The 15,984-nt window shown below is 60.0% G+C and carries 11 protein-coding genes and 1 pseudogene; 9 read left to right on the forward strand and 3 right to left on the reverse strand.

The genetic code is table 11. The annotated features are described in order from the left end of the window. Positions 1-140 precede the first annotated feature (140 nt). The gene (locus tag AC1Q6D_RS30015) at positions 141-359 is read left to right on the forward strand and encodes a DUF2970 domain-containing protein (protein WP_103405769.1); all 219 of its coding nucleotides are present in this window, start codon (positions 141-143) and stop codon (positions 357-359) included. Positions 360-365: 6 nt separating this feature from the next. Here AC1Q6D_RS30015 and AC1Q6D_RS30020 read toward each other — a convergent pair whose 3' ends face one another. Continuing rightward, a complete protein-coding gene (locus tag AC1Q6D_RS30020; protein WP_103405770.1) occupies positions 366-1,451 on the reverse strand; it encodes an ABC transporter substrate-binding protein in 1,086 nt (361 codons plus the stop codon). Positions 1,452-1,973: 522 nt separating this feature from the next. On the opposite strand from AC1Q6D_RS30020, the gene AC1Q6D_RS30025 reads away from it, so the two are divergent. Both AC1Q6D_RS30025 and AC1Q6D_RS30030 read left to right on the forward strand, forming a co-directional pair. Further along, positions 1,974-3,632, forward strand: a complete 1,659-nt coding sequence (locus tag AC1Q6D_RS30025) for a nitrite/sulfite reductase (protein WP_103405771.1) — start codon at positions 1,974-1,976, stop codon at positions 3,630-3,632. Further along, on the forward strand, positions 3,616-4,110 hold the full coding sequence (locus AC1Q6D_RS30030; RefSeq protein WP_103405772.1) for a DUF934 domain-containing protein: 495 nt from the start codon (positions 3,616-3,618) through the stop codon (positions 4,108-4,110). The genes AC1Q6D_RS30025 and AC1Q6D_RS30030 overlap by 17 nt, the downstream gene beginning before the upstream one ends. A gap of 48 nt (positions 4,111-4,158) precedes the next feature. On the opposite strand, the pseudogene AC1Q6D_RS30035 reads toward AC1Q6D_RS30030, so the two are convergent. Then, positions 4,159-8,070: pseudogene (locus tag AC1Q6D_RS30035) on the reverse strand (dermonecrotic toxin domain-containing protein). A gap of 175 nt (positions 8,071-8,245) precedes the next feature. Further along, on the reverse strand, positions 8,246-9,268 hold the full coding sequence (sohB, locus tag AC1Q6D_RS30040; protein ID WP_047529790.1) for a protease SohB: 1,023 nt from the start codon (positions 9,266-9,268) through the stop codon (positions 8,246-8,248). Positions 9,269-9,468: 200 nt separating this feature from the next. Between sohB and AC1Q6D_RS30045 the strand changes: the two genes are divergently transcribed. The 6 genes from AC1Q6D_RS30045 (at position 9,469) to AC1Q6D_RS30070 (ending at position 15,984) form a co-directional block, all read left to right on the forward strand. After that, positions 9,469-10,179 (forward strand): histidine phosphatase family protein, encoded by a 711-nt coding sequence (locus tag AC1Q6D_RS30045; RefSeq protein ID WP_047529792.1) that lies wholly within the window; start codon positions 9,469-9,471, stop codon positions 10,177-10,179. 64 nt (positions 10,180-10,243) lie between these two features. Then, the gene (locus tag AC1Q6D_RS30050; protein WP_047529794.1) at positions 10,244-10,558 is read left to right on the forward strand and encodes an SCP2 sterol-binding domain-containing protein; all 315 of its coding nucleotides are present in this window, start codon (positions 10,244-10,246) and stop codon (positions 10,556-10,558) included. Positions 10,559-10,851: 293 nt separating this feature from the next. After that, a complete protein-coding gene (locus AC1Q6D_RS30055; protein ID WP_178083149.1) occupies positions 10,852-12,699 on the forward strand; it encodes an amidohydrolase in 1,848 nt (615 codons plus the stop codon). Positions 12,700-12,784: 85 nt separating this feature from the next. Continuing rightward, positions 12,785-13,648, forward strand: a complete 864-nt coding sequence (locus AC1Q6D_RS30060) for a LysR family transcriptional regulator (RefSeq protein ID WP_047529801.1) — start codon at positions 12,785-12,787, stop codon at positions 13,646-13,648. 105 nt (positions 13,649-13,753) lie between these two features. Further along, positions 13,754-14,899, forward strand: coding sequence for a sterol desaturase/SRPBCC family protein (locus tag AC1Q6D_RS30065; RefSeq protein WP_103405774.1), 1,146 nt, complete (start codon positions 13,754-13,756; stop codon positions 14,897-14,899). Continuing rightward, positions 14,896-15,984 carry an SMP-30/gluconolactonase/LRE family protein gene (locus AC1Q6D_RS30070; protein ID WP_103405775.1) on the forward strand — a complete coding sequence of 363 codons (1,089 nt, stop codon included), beginning with the start codon at positions 14,896-14,898 and terminating at the stop codon, positions 15,982-15,984. Before AC1Q6D_RS30065 ends, AC1Q6D_RS30070 begins: the two co-directional genes overlap by 4 nt.

Consider the following 15,984-nt stretch of genomic DNA (forward strand, 5'->3'; position numbering starts at 1 on the left):
TTTCAGTGAACCGTATTTGCAGTAGATAGTTATCGCATCAGCCCGGACTGATTTCAAAATGCGTCGATCCGCCGACCGCCCGCACCAGTGGCCGACGGATTGGCTATGCTTGGGGGACCTACTTTAAAGCCGGGGGATTTATGGACGATCCAGTCGACAACAAACCACCGTCGTTCTGGCAGATGCTGCACAGCGTCGTGGCAGCTGCATTCGGGGTGCAAAGCGGAAAAAACCGGGCGCGTGATTTTACTCACGGCAAACCCAGCCATTTCGTGATCCTGGGGGTGCTGTTCACGGCCGTGTTCGCGCTGACGCTGTTCGGCATCGTGAAGCTGGTGCTGGTTCTGGCCGGGCTATGAACTGAATCAGTGCATCAGGGCTTGCAGGCTGAACGGATATCGATAAGACACCGGCTGCCCCTTGGCCGAGAATTTGTGAAAATCCACACCGAATTTTTTTTCGCTGCCCAGCGCCAGCAGGCGCTTGGCCTGTGTCCGATCAATCACCTGCAATAGCGAAATCTGCCGGTCGCGACCGCCATAACGGCTGAAGTCGACGCCCTGGTTGTAGTCATGCAGCTGCACCAGGGCCCAGCCACCCAGAGTAAAATGACCGCCCAGCAACACGCTCAGCCGATTGTCCAGCAACGCGTGCAACGCAGCCGGTGAATTGTTGATGGCGCTAAACAGCGCATCCTTGCCGGGCTTTCCGCCTGTCTCTTCGAAAGCCTGCATGGCGCCAAAGCTCATTTCGTCGTTAGCCGACCAGACCAGGGATGTCTGTGGGTAGCGCTTGAACAGAAGCTTGGCCTGCTCATAGGCACGTGCACGGGTCCAGCCCCCGTAAACCAATTGTCGCAAGCGCACTTCAGGGTGTTCGGCCAACGCCCGTCGCATGCCTTTCTCTCGCAACTGCGCGGACGGAGTGATTTTCAATCCCGAGAAGGCCAACAGGTCAATCGTCTGGCCGGGGGCGACCGGCGGATGCAGGCGAATCAACTCCTTGAGCATCAGGTAGCCGCCCTCCTCGTCGTTGGGCACCAGGCTGCCCACCCAATCGGGATACTTGTCAGGGCGTGCACCGAGCAGGCGCGTCTGATCCGGGCTCAGGGCGCTATTGACCATGAACAGCTTCACACCACTGCCCTTCGCCAGACGCAGGATTTCGGGCGCGACACTTTCCTCGTTGACGAATATCAGATAGTCCGGGCGATGGGGTCCAAGCAGGGCTTCGCGCGCTTGCGCGATGACGACTTCGGAGGTCCGGTTGGAGTACAGGATGCGCAGGTCGATGTGCAGATCATCGGCCGCGGCCTGCATGAATTGCGAGTAGCTGGTCCAGAAAAGTTCCACGGGCGTCCCCGGATTCAGGAACAGCACAGATTCCGCCCGGGCAAAAGGCCCCACGACCATACCCAGCGCCAGAAATGCACCACATAGAAACTTCAACATTTATCGTCCGAGCCCCCGGAAATCCGCCGCGCATTATAGCCAGCGAACGCCCGCAAAACGGCGTTTATTCCGTTTTTTGTCCGACAATCGTCGGAAGTGGGCCCGGACGGGGTCGTTTATTGATGACTGACCCAATATACCGCTGTGCCGACGACCAGAATGATCAGGAACAGAATCGCCCAGGCATCGACCGTGCTATCGGTTTTTGTCGCTTTGGTAGGGTTGCTCATTGCATCGCCTCTTGTCGGTTTTATCGGTGATTGCATAAAGACTCGATCACAGTAAAGACGACGATTGCCCGCATCACAAACAGGGTCTTTGCTACAACGATCCTCATTAGGCGATTTGGTTCTTTACATATACTCAAACATCACTTTTGCGCATAACCGCAAACTGGTATCTTGCCCCGGCTCCGTACGGAGTGCGCGGCCGTGCGCGCAGAATTGCCGAGGAATTATCGGATTCCGGCAAGCAAAAAACGCCGCTGTTTCCGACCGGCCCAAGCCTGAGAACAGGACTTATATGTACGTATACGACGAGTACGATCAGCGGATCATCGAGGACCGCGTCAAGCAGTTCCGTGATCAGACCCGACGCTATCTGGCAGGCGAGCTGAGCGAAGAAGAATTCCGCCCCCTGCGCCTGCAGAACGGGCTTTACATCCAGCGCTTCGCGCCGATGCTGCGTGTTGCGGTGCCTTACGGCCAACTGACTTCGCGCCAAGTGCGAATGATGGCCAGGATTGCCCGTGACTACGACAAGGGCTATGCCCACATCAGCACCCGGCAGAACGTGCAGTTCAACTGGCCGGCGGTGGAAGATATCCCGGACATCCTGGCTGAACTGGCCACCGTGCAGATGCACGCGATCCAGACCAGCGGCAACTGCCTGCGCAACGTCACTACCGACCAGTTTGCCGGCGTCGCAGCCGACGAATTGATCGACCCGCGCCCATGGTGCGAAATCGTCCGCCAGTGGACCACGTTCCACCCGGAATTCGCCTACCTGCCACGCAAATTCAAGATCGCCATCAACGGCTCGACGTCCGACCGTGCCGCCATCGAAGTCCACGACATCGGCCTGGAGCCGGTGTACAACGCCGCTGGCGAACTGGGCTTCCGTGTGCTGGTCGGCGGTGGCCTCGGCCGTACGCCGGTGGTGGGCGCGTTCATCAATGAATTCCTGCCGTGGCAAGACCTGCTGAGCTACCTCGACGCCATCCTGCGGGTTTACAACCGCTACGGTCGTCGCGACAACAAGTACAAGGCGCGGATCAAGATTCTGGTCAAGGCGCTGACACCTGAAGTCTTCGCTCAGAAAGTCGATGCGGAAATGGAGCACCTTCGCGGTGGCCAGACCACTTTGACCGAAGCCGAAGTGCATCGCGTCGCCAAACACTTCGTCGACCCGGACTACAGGGCCCTGGACAACCAGAACGCCCAACTGGCCGAACTCGACCAGCAGCACCCGGGTTTCGCCCGCTGGCGCGCACGCAACACCCAGGCCCACAAGCAGCCGGGTTATGTCTGCGTGACCCTGTCCCTGAAGCCAACCGGCGTGGCACCGGGCGACATCACCGACAAGCAACTCGACGCCGTCGCCGATCTGGCGGAGCGCTACAGCTTCGGCCAACTGCGCACGTCCCACGAGCAGAACATCATTCTGGCCGACGTCGAGCAGGACAAGCTGTTCACCCTGTGGGGCGAATTGCGCGAGCAAGGCTTCGCCACGCCGAACATCGGTTTGCTGACCGACATCATCTGCTGCCCGGGCGGTGATTTCTGCTCCCTGGCCAATGCCAAGTCGATCCCGATCGCCGAATCTATCCAGCGTCGCTTCGATGATCTGGACTACCTGTTCGACATCGGTGAGCTGGACCTGAACATCTCCGGTTGCATGAACGCCTGTGGTCATCACCACGTGGGTCACATCGGCATTCTCGGGGTGGACAAGAAAGGTGAAGAGTTCTACCAGGTGTCCCTCGGTGGCAGCGCCAGCCGCGACGCCAGTCTGGGCAAGATCCTCGGCCCGTCGTTCGCCCAGGACGACATGCCGGACGTGATCTCGAAGCTGATCGACGTGTACGTGGAACAGCGTACCGAAGACGAGCGCTTCATCGACACCTATCAGCGTATTGGCATCGACCTCTTCAAGGAACGCGTCTATGCAGCGAATCATTAAGAACAACGAGGTCGTCGACGAAACCTGGCACCTGCTGCCCAAGGACTTCAGCATCGACGAGATCACCAACTGCGACGACTACATCGTCCCGTTGGCACTGTGGCGCGAACACAGCCGTATGCTCAAGGCCCGCGATGGCGGCCTGGGCGTATGGCTGGATGCCGATGAAGAAGCCGAAGAGATCGGTGACGACGTGGCGAACTTCAAGGTCATCGCCTTGAACTTCCCGGCCTTCACTGATGGCCGCAACTACTCCAACGCCCGTCTGCTGCGTGACCGTTATGGTTTCACAGGCGAACTGCGGGCGATTGGCGATGTGTTGCGCGACCAGTTGTTCTATCTGCATCGTTGCGGTTTCGATGCCTTTGCATTGCGTGCCGACAAAGACCCGTATGAAGCGCTGGAAAGCCTCAAAGACTTCTCGGTGACTTATCAGGCCGCCACCGACGAACCGCTGCCGCTGTTCCGTCGCCGTTGATCGTCACGCCTTGAACCCTTTGCGGGGTTCAAGGCGTTTTGCTTCCGATCAGCGATTCGGAAGATTGGCCATAGGAATTGGCCGCCCCAACGCGACCCAATCGGTGTACAGCCGCACTCGATCCTCCAGAACAGTGAACAGCCTGAACGGATTTTCCGCATCGGGCGTCCTTGCTTCCATGCACTGGCGCAGCCAGCCCCACAACTCCTCTGAAGCCTCCGCTGCCTGCAGCAGTCGCCATACCCGCGCTTGCAGGATCAGGTAACCCACCTGGAAATCCGCCGTCAGGCTCAATCCATCGATAACACGCAGAAACACGTCGCCCACTGGTTTGGCGGCCAGCCGTTGCCAGATCTGCTGCCGCGCCGCGCGCAGCACTTCATCACCCTCTTGCAGCCACGGCGTGGCACTGCCATACCCCTCACCCGGCTGGCTTAACCACAGATTGATGCCAGTCCGTTCACGGTGGTCGACCAGACGCGACAGTGTCTCTTCATCCGTCAGCGGGTTGTCCCAGAGCCAGACCCGATCCCGGGAGACTGCCTGGTTCAATATCGCCTGGGGTACCCGGCTGATGCGGTTATGACGCAAGTCCAGTGAAGTCATGAATGGCTCATCGACGATGCCGATCGGACAGTGACTGATGCCGGTATTGCTCAGTTTCAGCTCGCGTAGCGCCTTCATCCCCAAAACGACAGGCGCAATGGCCAAAGGGTTATCGCTCAGGTCCAGGCTCTGCAACCTGACCAGGTCGCTCAATTGCGCAGCCGTGTGCTCCTTGAACTCCAGAAACGTCGACTTGAGGTTGAGCGAAGTGAGCCGCTTCATTTGCAGGATCGCTGGCGGCAATCGCACTTCCAGCACGTCATTCGTGTTGGGCAGACGCAGGTCAAGTCGCTCCAGATTCAACGTGCGCAGGTTAGGGAAACTCTCCAGAAACCCGTTGAGACTTTCACGTTCGACCAGGTGCAGCCCCTGCATCGACAGTTCGACGACTTCATCGAATCGAACGTTCATCAGCGGCAAGCGGTGGTAGTCCTCAAAGGCCAGATCGAGCCGGTAGCCGGCCAATGCCCCGTCGGACATGACTCTACTGGCCTCGGGCGGGCACTTCTGCCAGATGAGCATCAATTCGTTGGCAAGCTCTATCCTGGTTTCACGCTCGTAATCGATCACGTGCTCCAGCATTTCTGCATTGTGTGCCGCCACCTATTGAGGGGTCATGCCCACGGCACCTTCATCGCCAACGGCAAGAAAATCCAGATCCATGTCATCAAGGTCCGACACGGTCTGTTCGACCCAATGCACCAGATCGGTATGCAGTTGTCGCAATTGCAGGGTAAGGCGCTCCAGCAGCGCCTGAGCCCCGGCACCGGCGCCCGCCAATAGCTCGTCGACCTGGGCGTTGGTGAAGTCCGGGTAAATATCCCTGACCTGCAAGCGCACGACTTCATGACTCAGGGACGCCCCCTGGGGCGTATTTGGAAAACCGCCGCCGCGAAGTCCAGGGGATTCGAAAGGCAATTTCGAATCCATCCTGCTCAGGCCGAGCATCAATTCGGTACGGCTCAATGTTCGCTCACCCAGACGCAGGCGCAACTCACCTGTCGGGTCGGCTGCGCGCAATGACAACACGGTTCGCTCTTCAACGGATAACAGGTCGACCAGCGCAGTGAACAGGTCCGAGCCTTCACGGCCAGGTTTCAACGCCGCAGAAGGCCAATAGCGATCGGCGACCTTGATCAAGCGTCGGCAATCCGGCGCATCAAGCGGGCCACAGCGATCCAGCAGCCGACCACCCTCAGATGCTTCCAGCACCTCGATGCGCAAGGATGTCGGCCACCCAGGTAACCGCGCCAGAGAATGCAAGGCCAGGACATCGGATTCGGGGTGGACAATCGAGCGCAAGTACAGGCCTTCATAGGCCCGATTGAGCCTGACATGCTGCTGATATTCACGCGCTTTATCGTCCAGCCGCCTGAGCACCCTCACCGCTTCGGCAGCATCGACCGGCCCTTCGATCTCCACGCCCGAACGGTCGAGGATTTGCTCCACAACCGCTTTCGGCAAACCGGGGTACTCGCGCTGGAACAAGCGGACCCATTCATGATCCGAGTGCTGGAGTGCCTGATAACGGGCGTTGAATAAACTGGCGCGTGTCGTCGGATCGGCTGTCGCCTCAAGCTCCTGGTCAAGCTTGAAGCGGGCAATGGTATCGGCCAGCAGCGGAGTCGGCGGGCGCCCCGTCTGCATCAGACGCAACATGTCATCGTTAACCGTACTCACCCGGGCAATCTGGCCCAGTACCTCGTCGCTGAAGGACGCGAACGGTGCACACACGCCGCGCATGAGTTCCAGGCGAGTCGCAGGCGGCTTCAGGGCTGGCGCGGAGACGGGTTGAAGCGTTGTATCGGTCAGTGGCTGGAGGCTCGATTCACTGCTCGGCTCAGGAGCGTCGTGAAGACTTTCGGCCACTCGGCCCTCGACCTTGAGTGCGGCAATCGATTTGGCCAGGGGCAGCGCATTGAGCAAGCCGAAGACCGTGCGTGTCACGCCTTCCGAGCGCTTCTCCGGGGTGTCACCGTTGACGGCCTGGTTGATGCCATAACCGGCGTCGATGATCCCGGCCAGCACCAGCACGCCCTCGCCTCCGGGAATGAACAACGCCAAAGGGCCCAGGCAGTTGATCCACTGTACGAGCGGCTCCACCACCGCGCTCAAGTCGTCCCGGTTGACCTGGGCATCATCACGGATGGTGTTGACGCTGGCCATGGCCGCCTGCTTCATGGTCAGCACCAATTCAGCGAACGGGTCAGTGGCCGCGGGTGAGCGCTCAATGCCCACATAGTCCTGCGGGTCCCAGAATCCGTCATTGTTGAAAAACCCGGCATTCTTTTTCAACCAGTGCTCCCTTGGGAACACCGCCATGCCCTCCAGCGCTGTCAACACGCCCGCATGGAAGGTGCCGTCTTGCCGATCATCTTCGGCAAAGTGCATGGCCAAAGCCTGCCCTGTCTCGGTCACCTTGCCTTGGGCAACGATCCATTGGCGCAGGTGCTGGATGTCGACGAATTCATGCAGCGGTGAGGAGTTGCCCGGGATGTAGAGCAAGACCCTGGAGCTGGTGCGCTGGCGAAAACACCAGAGATCGGTCGAGGTGTAACGGTAGATCGTCAGGCGACCGGCGACGACGGGCGAATGGACGCGGGTTGCTGCATTCAATTGAGTGAGGGTCAGTGCGTCCCAGGTCTGCCGCTCCGGCAACCCGCACGCCAGCAGCGCCAGCGCCATCCCCTCCTGGGTCAAACTGCCTTCCTGGTGTTGCAGGAAAGCGCTCATGACGAAGGCAGCCTTGGTCGAAGTCCTCAGGTCGCAAGGCGCCGCACCTGCGATCTGCTCATCCGAGGGCCAGGCGTTTTCAAGGTAGGCCTGATAGCGGGTTTTCAGATTCAACTCCCACACCCACCGTTTGAAGTCCGCCGGCCTGAGCGCGATTTGCGTGGTCGGCCCATAGACCTGCGGCACGGTTTGCCGATAGATGCCTTCGTAAGTGTGATGGTTGCCATTGCCGTGGTCAGCAAATTCATCGACGTTCTGGACAATGCGAATGGACGGGCCGACGTCGGGCGGTGTGTAAAGACCGAAAACGGTTTCCGCGAAACGGCCGTCACCGACGGTTTGATAATTGGACAGCAGCGCCTGTACCAGCGTCTGTGAGCTCGCCACCTGACCTTGCTCGACCCCGTCTTGCGGTGGATGTCCTCTATAGTGGTAATCCAGTGTTACCAACTGCGCAGTCTGCGGGTCGATGTTCTCGCCCCATTTTTTCCGGATCAGTTGTGTGCCGAATTGCTCGGGAGATTGCGGCAAGGCGCCGTTCACCATTGAGTTCAGTGCTTCGTGCATGGGCCGATCAGTTGTGGCGAACGCAATCTGAGGGTCACTCGGTTGGTCATTCATGTGCATTCCATGGCAAACGTTGGGAACACCAACATAACCCTCCGCCACGCCCTCGAAAGCAGGACGGATCGACTCCTGACCTCGGAGAATTCGCCATGTTCTGGAGGACAACCCTGCAGATTGCCAGGCGAAAAAAAACCGGGGCAAATGCCCCGGTTCGATGCCTGTCGATGTGTTACCAGAAGCGCTGCTGGGTCAAGCGGCTCCACCAGCTCAGCAGTACGCGATCGACCGAACTGCTGGCCGCCATGCCGATACGCTCTTGCAGGCTCTTACGTTCGGCGTAGTGCAGGTGATAAAGCTCGGACTGCTTGGCGCGTTCGGCCAGATACTCATCACTGGTCTTCAGTTCGTCCACCAGTTGCTTTTCCAATGCCGCGACACCCAGCCAGATTTCACCGGTGGCCACCTCGTCGATAGCCAGTTGCGGGCGGTAGCGCGAGACAAAGTTCTTGAACAGTTGATGGGTGATATCCAGGTCTTCCTGGAATTTCTCCCGCCCCTTCTCGGTGTTTTCGCCAAACACGGTCAGGGTGCGTTTGTATTCACCGGCGGTGAGCACTTCGAAGTCGATGTCATGCTTTTTCAGCAGGCGATTGACGTTGGGCAACTGCGCCACCACGCCGATGGAGCCAAGGATCGCAAAGGGTGCGCTGATGATCTTCTGGCCGATGCACGCCATCATGTAGCCACCGCTGGCCGCGACCTTGTCGATGCAGACGGTCAACGGCACGCCCGCTTCACGGATACGCGCCAGTTGCGAGGAAGCCAGGCCATAGCTGTGGACCATGCCGCCGCCGCTTTCCAGGCGCAGTACGACTTCATCCTTGGGGGTGGCGAGGGTCAACAGTGCGGTAATTTCATGACGCAGGCTTTCAGTCGCTGACGCCTTGATGTCGCCATCGAAATCCAGCACGAACACCCGGGGTTTGGCCTCGGTTTTTTTCTTCTGCTTTTTCTCGGTTTTAGCCTGGGACTTGCGCAAGGCCTTGAGCTGGTCCTTGTCGAGCAGGGTCTGCTCAAGGCGCTCGCGCAGGCCTTTGTAGAAATCATTGAGCTTGCTGACTTGCAACTGCCCGGCAGACTTGCGTCGACCTTTGCTGCGCAATGCCGCAAAACTGGCCAGGACCACCAGAATGGCGATCACCAGGGTCACGGTCTTGGCCAGAAAACTGGCGTACTCGGTGAAAAACTCCACAGGGACTCCTCAAACGATGCGCGGCATGAACGCGCGCGGATAACTCCAGCATACCCATGAGCCGCCGTTGCGACCAGCTGTGAAACCTCTGGCAACGGGCGTCTAACGAGCATTTCAAACAAGCGTATGTTTTTTCATTGACAGCTCACCGCCATCCTCATAACCTCGCCGAACCTTCAACGTACCGGGACGACGCGGACGTGGGCAGTATCTATTTGATTCGACATGGCCAGGCCTCCTTTGGTGCAGACGACTATGACGTCCTGTCGCCCACCGGTATTCGCCAGGCGGAAATCCTCGGTCAACACCTGGCAGAACTCGGCATCCGCTTCGATCGATGCCTGTCCGGCGACCTGCGCCGTCAGCAACACACGGCCAACAGTGCGCTGGAACAGTTTGCCGCCGCAGGCCTGCCGGTCCCGATCCTGGAAACCGATTCCGCCTTCAATGAGTTCGACGCCGACGCGGTGATCCGCGCCCTGCTCCCGGCCATGTTGCCGGACGAACCGGAAGCATTGGACATCCTGCGCAATGCCGCGCAAAACCGCGCGGAGTTCCAGCGCATATTCGCCCTGATCATCGAACGCTGGCTCGCCGGCACTTACGACACTCCGGGCCTGGAAAGCTGGCCAGGCTTTGTCGAGCGTGTGCAGGCCGGCCTGAACCGGATTCTCGAACAGGCCGACAACACGCAGAAAATCGCCGTGTTCACCTCCGGCGGCACCATCACTGCCCTGCTGCACCTCATAACGCACATGCCTGCAAAGCAGGCTTTTGAACTGAACTGGCAAATCGTCAACACCTCGCTCAACCACCTGAAGTTCCGTGGTCGCGAAGTGGCACTGGCTTCCTTCAACAGTCATGCACACCTGCAACTGCTGAAGGCCCCGGAACTCATCACGTTTCGTTGAGTCCGGACTATTGTGACCCTGGCTGTAATCACCCAGCTCCTATTACCCAAGAAAGGATCGAACCATGACCTCCGTAGCTGATGCCGTACAAGCAATGAAAGCCAAGTTCAACCCAGCCGCTGCTGCCGGTCTGGACCTGGTTTTCGGTTTCCGCATCGACGACACCAAGAACTTCTCGCTGGTTGTCAAAGACAGCACCTGCGAGCTCAAAGAAGGCGAAAACCCGGACGCCCAGGTCACTCTGGTGATGGACGGCGAAACCCTGGAAGGCATCGTCAGCGGCGAAACCGACGGCATGCAAGCGTTCATGGGCGGCAAACTGCGCGCTGAAGGCGACATGATGCTGGCAATGAAGCTGTCCGAGCTGTTCCCGAGCTAAGACGACGGCTCCCGCCCCCGGGAGCCTCTCTGGCTGCACACGAATCCCGCCCCTAGTGGCGGGATTCGTCGTTTCCGGGGCAAAGAATCGTTCAGCCATGGAATTGCCGTCTATATTTCTTGTGGCCGCATGCATCAGACACCGACCGATTGCCCCTCGATCCTTTTGCGCGAAGCACTGCCATGAGCCCACCTGACGACCACGACGGCGTCAATCGCCGAAGTGTACTGCAAGGCCTTTCGGCAGGAGCCATAGGCGCCTGGATCAGCCCGCTGCTTGCAGGGAGTAAAACCATGCCCGACACCCCCGCCGATCTCATTTTGTACAACGGACGCCTGCACACCGTTGACCGCAAGAAACCCCAGGCCAGTGCCGTGGCGATCAAGGACGGGCGCTTCGTGGTGGTTGGCAGCGATGCCCAGGCCATGGCCTTGCAGGGGCCGGCCACGCAAGTCGTCGACCTGCATGGTCGTACGGTGATTCCCGGGCTCAACGACTCACACTTGCACCTGATCCGTGGCGGTCTCAACTACAACCTCGAACTGCGCTGGGAAGGCGTACCGTCACTGGTCGATGCCCTGCGCATGCTCAAGGATCAAGCTGACCGCACGCCCACACCGCAATGGGTGCGGGTGGTGGGTGGCTGGAACGAATTCCAGTTTGCCGAAAAACGCCTGCCGACCCTCGATGAACTGAACAAGGCTGCGCCCGATACCCCGGTATTCGTCCTGCATTTGTACGACCGCGCGCTACTCAACCGGGCCGCGCTGAAAGTGGTCGGCTATACCCGCGACACGCCGAACCCTCCGGGCGGCGAAATCCAGCGGGACGCCAACGGCGACCCCACCGGCATGCTGATCGCCCGCCCCAACGCGATGATTCTGTATTCGACCCTGGCCAAGGGTCCGAAGCTGCCGCTGGAATATCAAGTGAACTCCACGCGTCAGTTCATGCGCGAACTCAATCGCCTGGGTGTCACCAGTGCAATCGATGCCGGCGGCGGTTATCAGAATTACCCCGACGACTATCAAGTCATTCAGCAACTGGCCAAGGAGCAACAACTCACCGTTCGCATCGCCTACAACCTGTTCACTCAAAAGCCCAAGGAAGAACTGACCGACTTCAAGAACTGGACCAGTACCTCGCACTTCGGTCAGGGCGACGACTTCCTGCGGCACAACGGTGCCGGGGAGATGCTGGCGTTCTCCGCCGCCGACTTTGAAGACTTCCTGGAGCCCCGCCCCGACCTGCCACCCACCATGGAACAGGATCTGGAACCCGTGGTTCGACACTTGGTTGAACAACGCTGGCCGTTCCGCCTGCACGCCACTTACAACGAGTCGATCAGCCGCATGCTCGATGTGTTCGAGAAGGTCAATCGCGACATTCCGTTCGCCGGTTTGCCGTGGTTTTTCGATCACGCCGAAACCATCACCCCGCGCAACATCGAGCGGGTCAAAGCCCTTGGCGGCGGCATCGCGATTCAGGATCGCATGGCGTTCCAGGGCGAATACTTTGTCGACCGCTACGGCGCCAAAGCCGCTGAACATACGCCGCCGATTGCCCGGATGTTGGCCGAAGGGGTGCCGGTGGGGGCTGGCACCGATGCCACGCGGGTATCCAGTTACAACCCCTGGACTTCGCTCTATTGGCTGGTCAGCGGCCGGACTGTCGGCGGGCTGGCGCTTCATCCCCAAGGCCTGAGCCGCGACACCGCGCTGGAGCTGTTCACCCATGGCAGCGCCTGGTTCTCGTCTGAACAGGGCAAGAAAGGCCAGATCAAGGTCGGGCAATTGGCGGACCTGATTGCGCTGTCGGCGGACTATTTCCACATCGAGGACGAAGGCATCAAAGCCATCGAAGCGGTGCTGACCATCGTTGACGGCAAGATCGTTTACGGCAGCGTCGAATTCGAGAAGCTCGGTCCGCCACCGATCCCCGTGGTGCCGCAATGGTCACCGGTGTCCAAGGTGCCAGGGCACTGGAAGCCGCTGGCGCCGCTGACGGCCCAGGTCCATCAATGTGTCGGCGCGTGCGCGGTGCATGCGCACAGCCATGAGCGGGCGCGCCTGTCGAATGCGCCGGTCAGTGACTTCCGTGGGTTCTGGGGAGCGTTTGGCTGTTCGTGTTTTGCGTTTTGAATCCCGGGCCACAAGGTAAAAGTGACGCCTATCCGCAGGTGAACAGTGCTCTTACAATGCGAGCACTTCCGCCATCGGCCATCCCATGGACATCGATCTCGCCCGCACCTTTCTGGAAATCGTCCGCCACGGCAGCCTTGCCGCAGCGGCCGAGAAGCTTCACGTCACCCAGACCGCGATCACCGCGCGGGTACAAAAACTCGAAAGCCAGCTGGGCAGTACCCTGTTCGTACGCAACCGCGCCGGTGCCCGCCTCACGCCCAACGGCGAAGCCTTTGTGGTGTATGCCAATCAACTGGTGGAAACCTGGGAGGCCGCACGGCGGGACTTGCCGTTGCCCGAGGGTTACCGCGATGTATTGCACATCGGCGGCGAGGTCAGTCTGTGCAACCCGTTGATGCTCAGTTGGGCCGGCGAGTTGCGCGAGAAAATCCCCAGCCACGCCCTGCGCATGGAAATCCGCGACGGCGAAAACCTGCTGCGCCAACTGGAACTGGGGGTGCTGGACGCGGCGCTGGTCTATCAGCCCGAGTATTGGCCACGCCTGCAGGTCGAGCAGGTGCTGGAGGAAAAGCTTGTCCTTGTCCGCCTGCCCGGTCGTGCCGAACCTTACGTTTACATTGACTGGGGCCAGGACTTCCGACGCCGGCACGATGCCGCGCTGCCGGAAAAAGCCAAAGCCGCCCTGAGTTTCAATCTCGGCCCGCTGGGCCTGCAATACATTCTGGAAAACGGCGGCAGCGGCTACTTCCGCACCCGCGTCGTGCGCAGTTACCTGGAAAGCGGTGTACTGGAACAAGTCCCGAAAGCACCGGAGTTCAGTTACCCGACCTATCTGGTTTACTCCCGCGACCGCGACTCGCCGACCTTGCAAAGAGCCTTCGACCTGCTGCGCGAAGTCATCCAGTCCGATGAAGACTGGTCGCAACGCTGGAACCCGTTGACCTGAATACGCCTTGCACCGGATCGTGGCACTCGTGTCGTTGAAGTTCTGCAGCCAACACGCCGGGATCGTCTACGCTGCTGGAGATAACGATAACGACAGGTGATTGCAGTGAGGCAGACCACCGAAGCATTCCGCAGCCGCTACCGCGCCAACATCCATCCGCGCTACAACCCCTGGCTTCACGGCACCTTCGTGCTGCTGTTCGGCGTGTTCGCCATGGCCGTTTTCTGGAGCACTGTGCACCAGGTGCAACCGACAGAATGGCTGGCGGTGCCTCTGACCTTGTTGCTCTTCAACTTCGGTGTGTACTGCGTGCATCGGCACCTGGGCCATCAGAAAAAAAGTTACGCGCGATTGTTCTATGCCCGCCATACCGGCGACCATCACAGTTTTTTCGCACCGGGCCACATGACTTATGACAGCGCCCGTGACTGGCGGGTGATTCTGTTTCCGGCCTGGCTGATCGTGTTGCACACCCTGCTCATCACCCTGCCTCTCTGGTGGCTGCTCATGCAAGTGGACGTCAACGTCGCCGGGTTGGTCGGCGGTTTCCTGGTCCTCGGATACCTGGCCTATGAAGCGTTCCATGCCTGCGAGCATCTACCGCCGCACAACCCGCTGACGCGCCTGCCTTGGGTCTGCCAGATGCGGCGCCTGCATGAGCTGCATCACCGCCGTGAGTTGATGCAGGAACGTAACTTCAACATCGTTTTTCCATTGATGGATTACCTGTTCGGCACCCTCTACTGGGAGCCGGAGCCGGCGATCCCGCAGCCGACGAGCACGCCCATGACCCGCATGCAGCATCAGATCGAGATCGCCGGAACGCCCTTTGCCGTGCTGGCGTACGCCAGCAACGTGAGCCACTGGCCGCAGTGGCATCCATCGTCCCTCAGGATCAACGGACAAAAGGGTCCGCTGCACGCCGGCGCGCGGTTCGAGGAAGACATCCGCGCCGGTGGACGTGACGGGCATTTGCGTTGGGTCGTCGATGAATACCTGCCTGGGTTGCGCTGGCGTGCCCAGGCGCTCGGCGACCATGGACTGTCGCTGGTACTGACTTACGAATGTGAAGCCGTGGGCGACGGCACGCGGTTTGTCCGCACACTGGAGTATCAGTTCAGTGGCGTGGCGATGCGCCTTGCCAATCGGTTGTTGCTCAAGCGCCGGATCGATCGTGAGTCGGCGGCCTCGATGCTGGCGCTGCGCGAGATGGCGGAAAAACACCTGGCCCTGTCGGAAGCCCGCGCTTGAGTCGCTCGATCCGGTTTCGCCATGGCTTGCTGCTGGTGGTCATTGTCGTTGCTGCCTTCTTGCTGCTGATGCCGACCAGGGTCAAACCCGTGGCCTGGACGCCAGCCCCCGCGCCATCGCTCACCAGCGGCACCTATGCCGACAATCAGCGCCTCAAGGGCGTGGAGCCTGTTGGCGCTGCGGACATCGATGGCCCCGAAGCGTTGCTGCTGGAAAACGGTACGCTGATCACCGGTTTGCATGACGGCCGGGTGATCCGCACGAGCCTTGACGGCAAAGTAACCACGGTCCTGGCCGATACCGGTGGCCGGCCCTTGGGCCTGGCTCGCCACCCCAACGGCTTGCTGGTGATCGCTGATGCGGCCAAGGGCTTGCTGTCGCTGGACGGCCAAGGTCGCCTTGCGGCCTTGGCGACAGAGGCCAGCGGCGTGCCCTTCGGTTTCACCGACGACGTCGCCATCGACAAGCCGGGGCACTATGCCTATTTCAGCGATGCTTCCAGCCGCTTCGGCTACGGCAAGGATGGTGAAGCGATCATCGAACACGGTGGCGATGGCCGCTTGTTGCGTTACGACTTCCAGACCGGCAAAACCTCGGTGCTGCTGGACAAACTGGAATTTGCCAACGGCGTGACGCTCGGACCGGACGATGCCTATGTGCTGGTCAATGAAACCGGTGCCTATCGCATCAGCCGCTACTGGTTGAGCGGCCCCAAGGCCGGCACCCACGATCTGTTCATCGATAACTTGCCAGGCCTGCCCGACAACCTCGCGTTCAATGGTCACGACCGTTTCTGGGTGGCGCTGTACGCACCGCGCAATGCCTTGCTCGACGCCACGGCGGCACATCCTTTCATACGCAAGGTGATCGCACGTGCCATGACCGTGCTGCCCAAACCGGTGGAGAAACGCGCCTTCGTTCTCGGGCTCGATGTCGAAGGCAGGGTCATTGCCAACCTGCAGGACAGCAGCAGCGGCAATTACTCACCGATCACCACCGCGCGTGAATATGGCGACTGGCTGTATTTCGGCTCGCTGAAGGCGAAACACATGGTGCGTTTGCCGCTGAGCGCGGCGCTGCAATAA

The sequence above is a fragment of the Pseudomonas sp. MT92 genome (assembly GCF_058792515.1).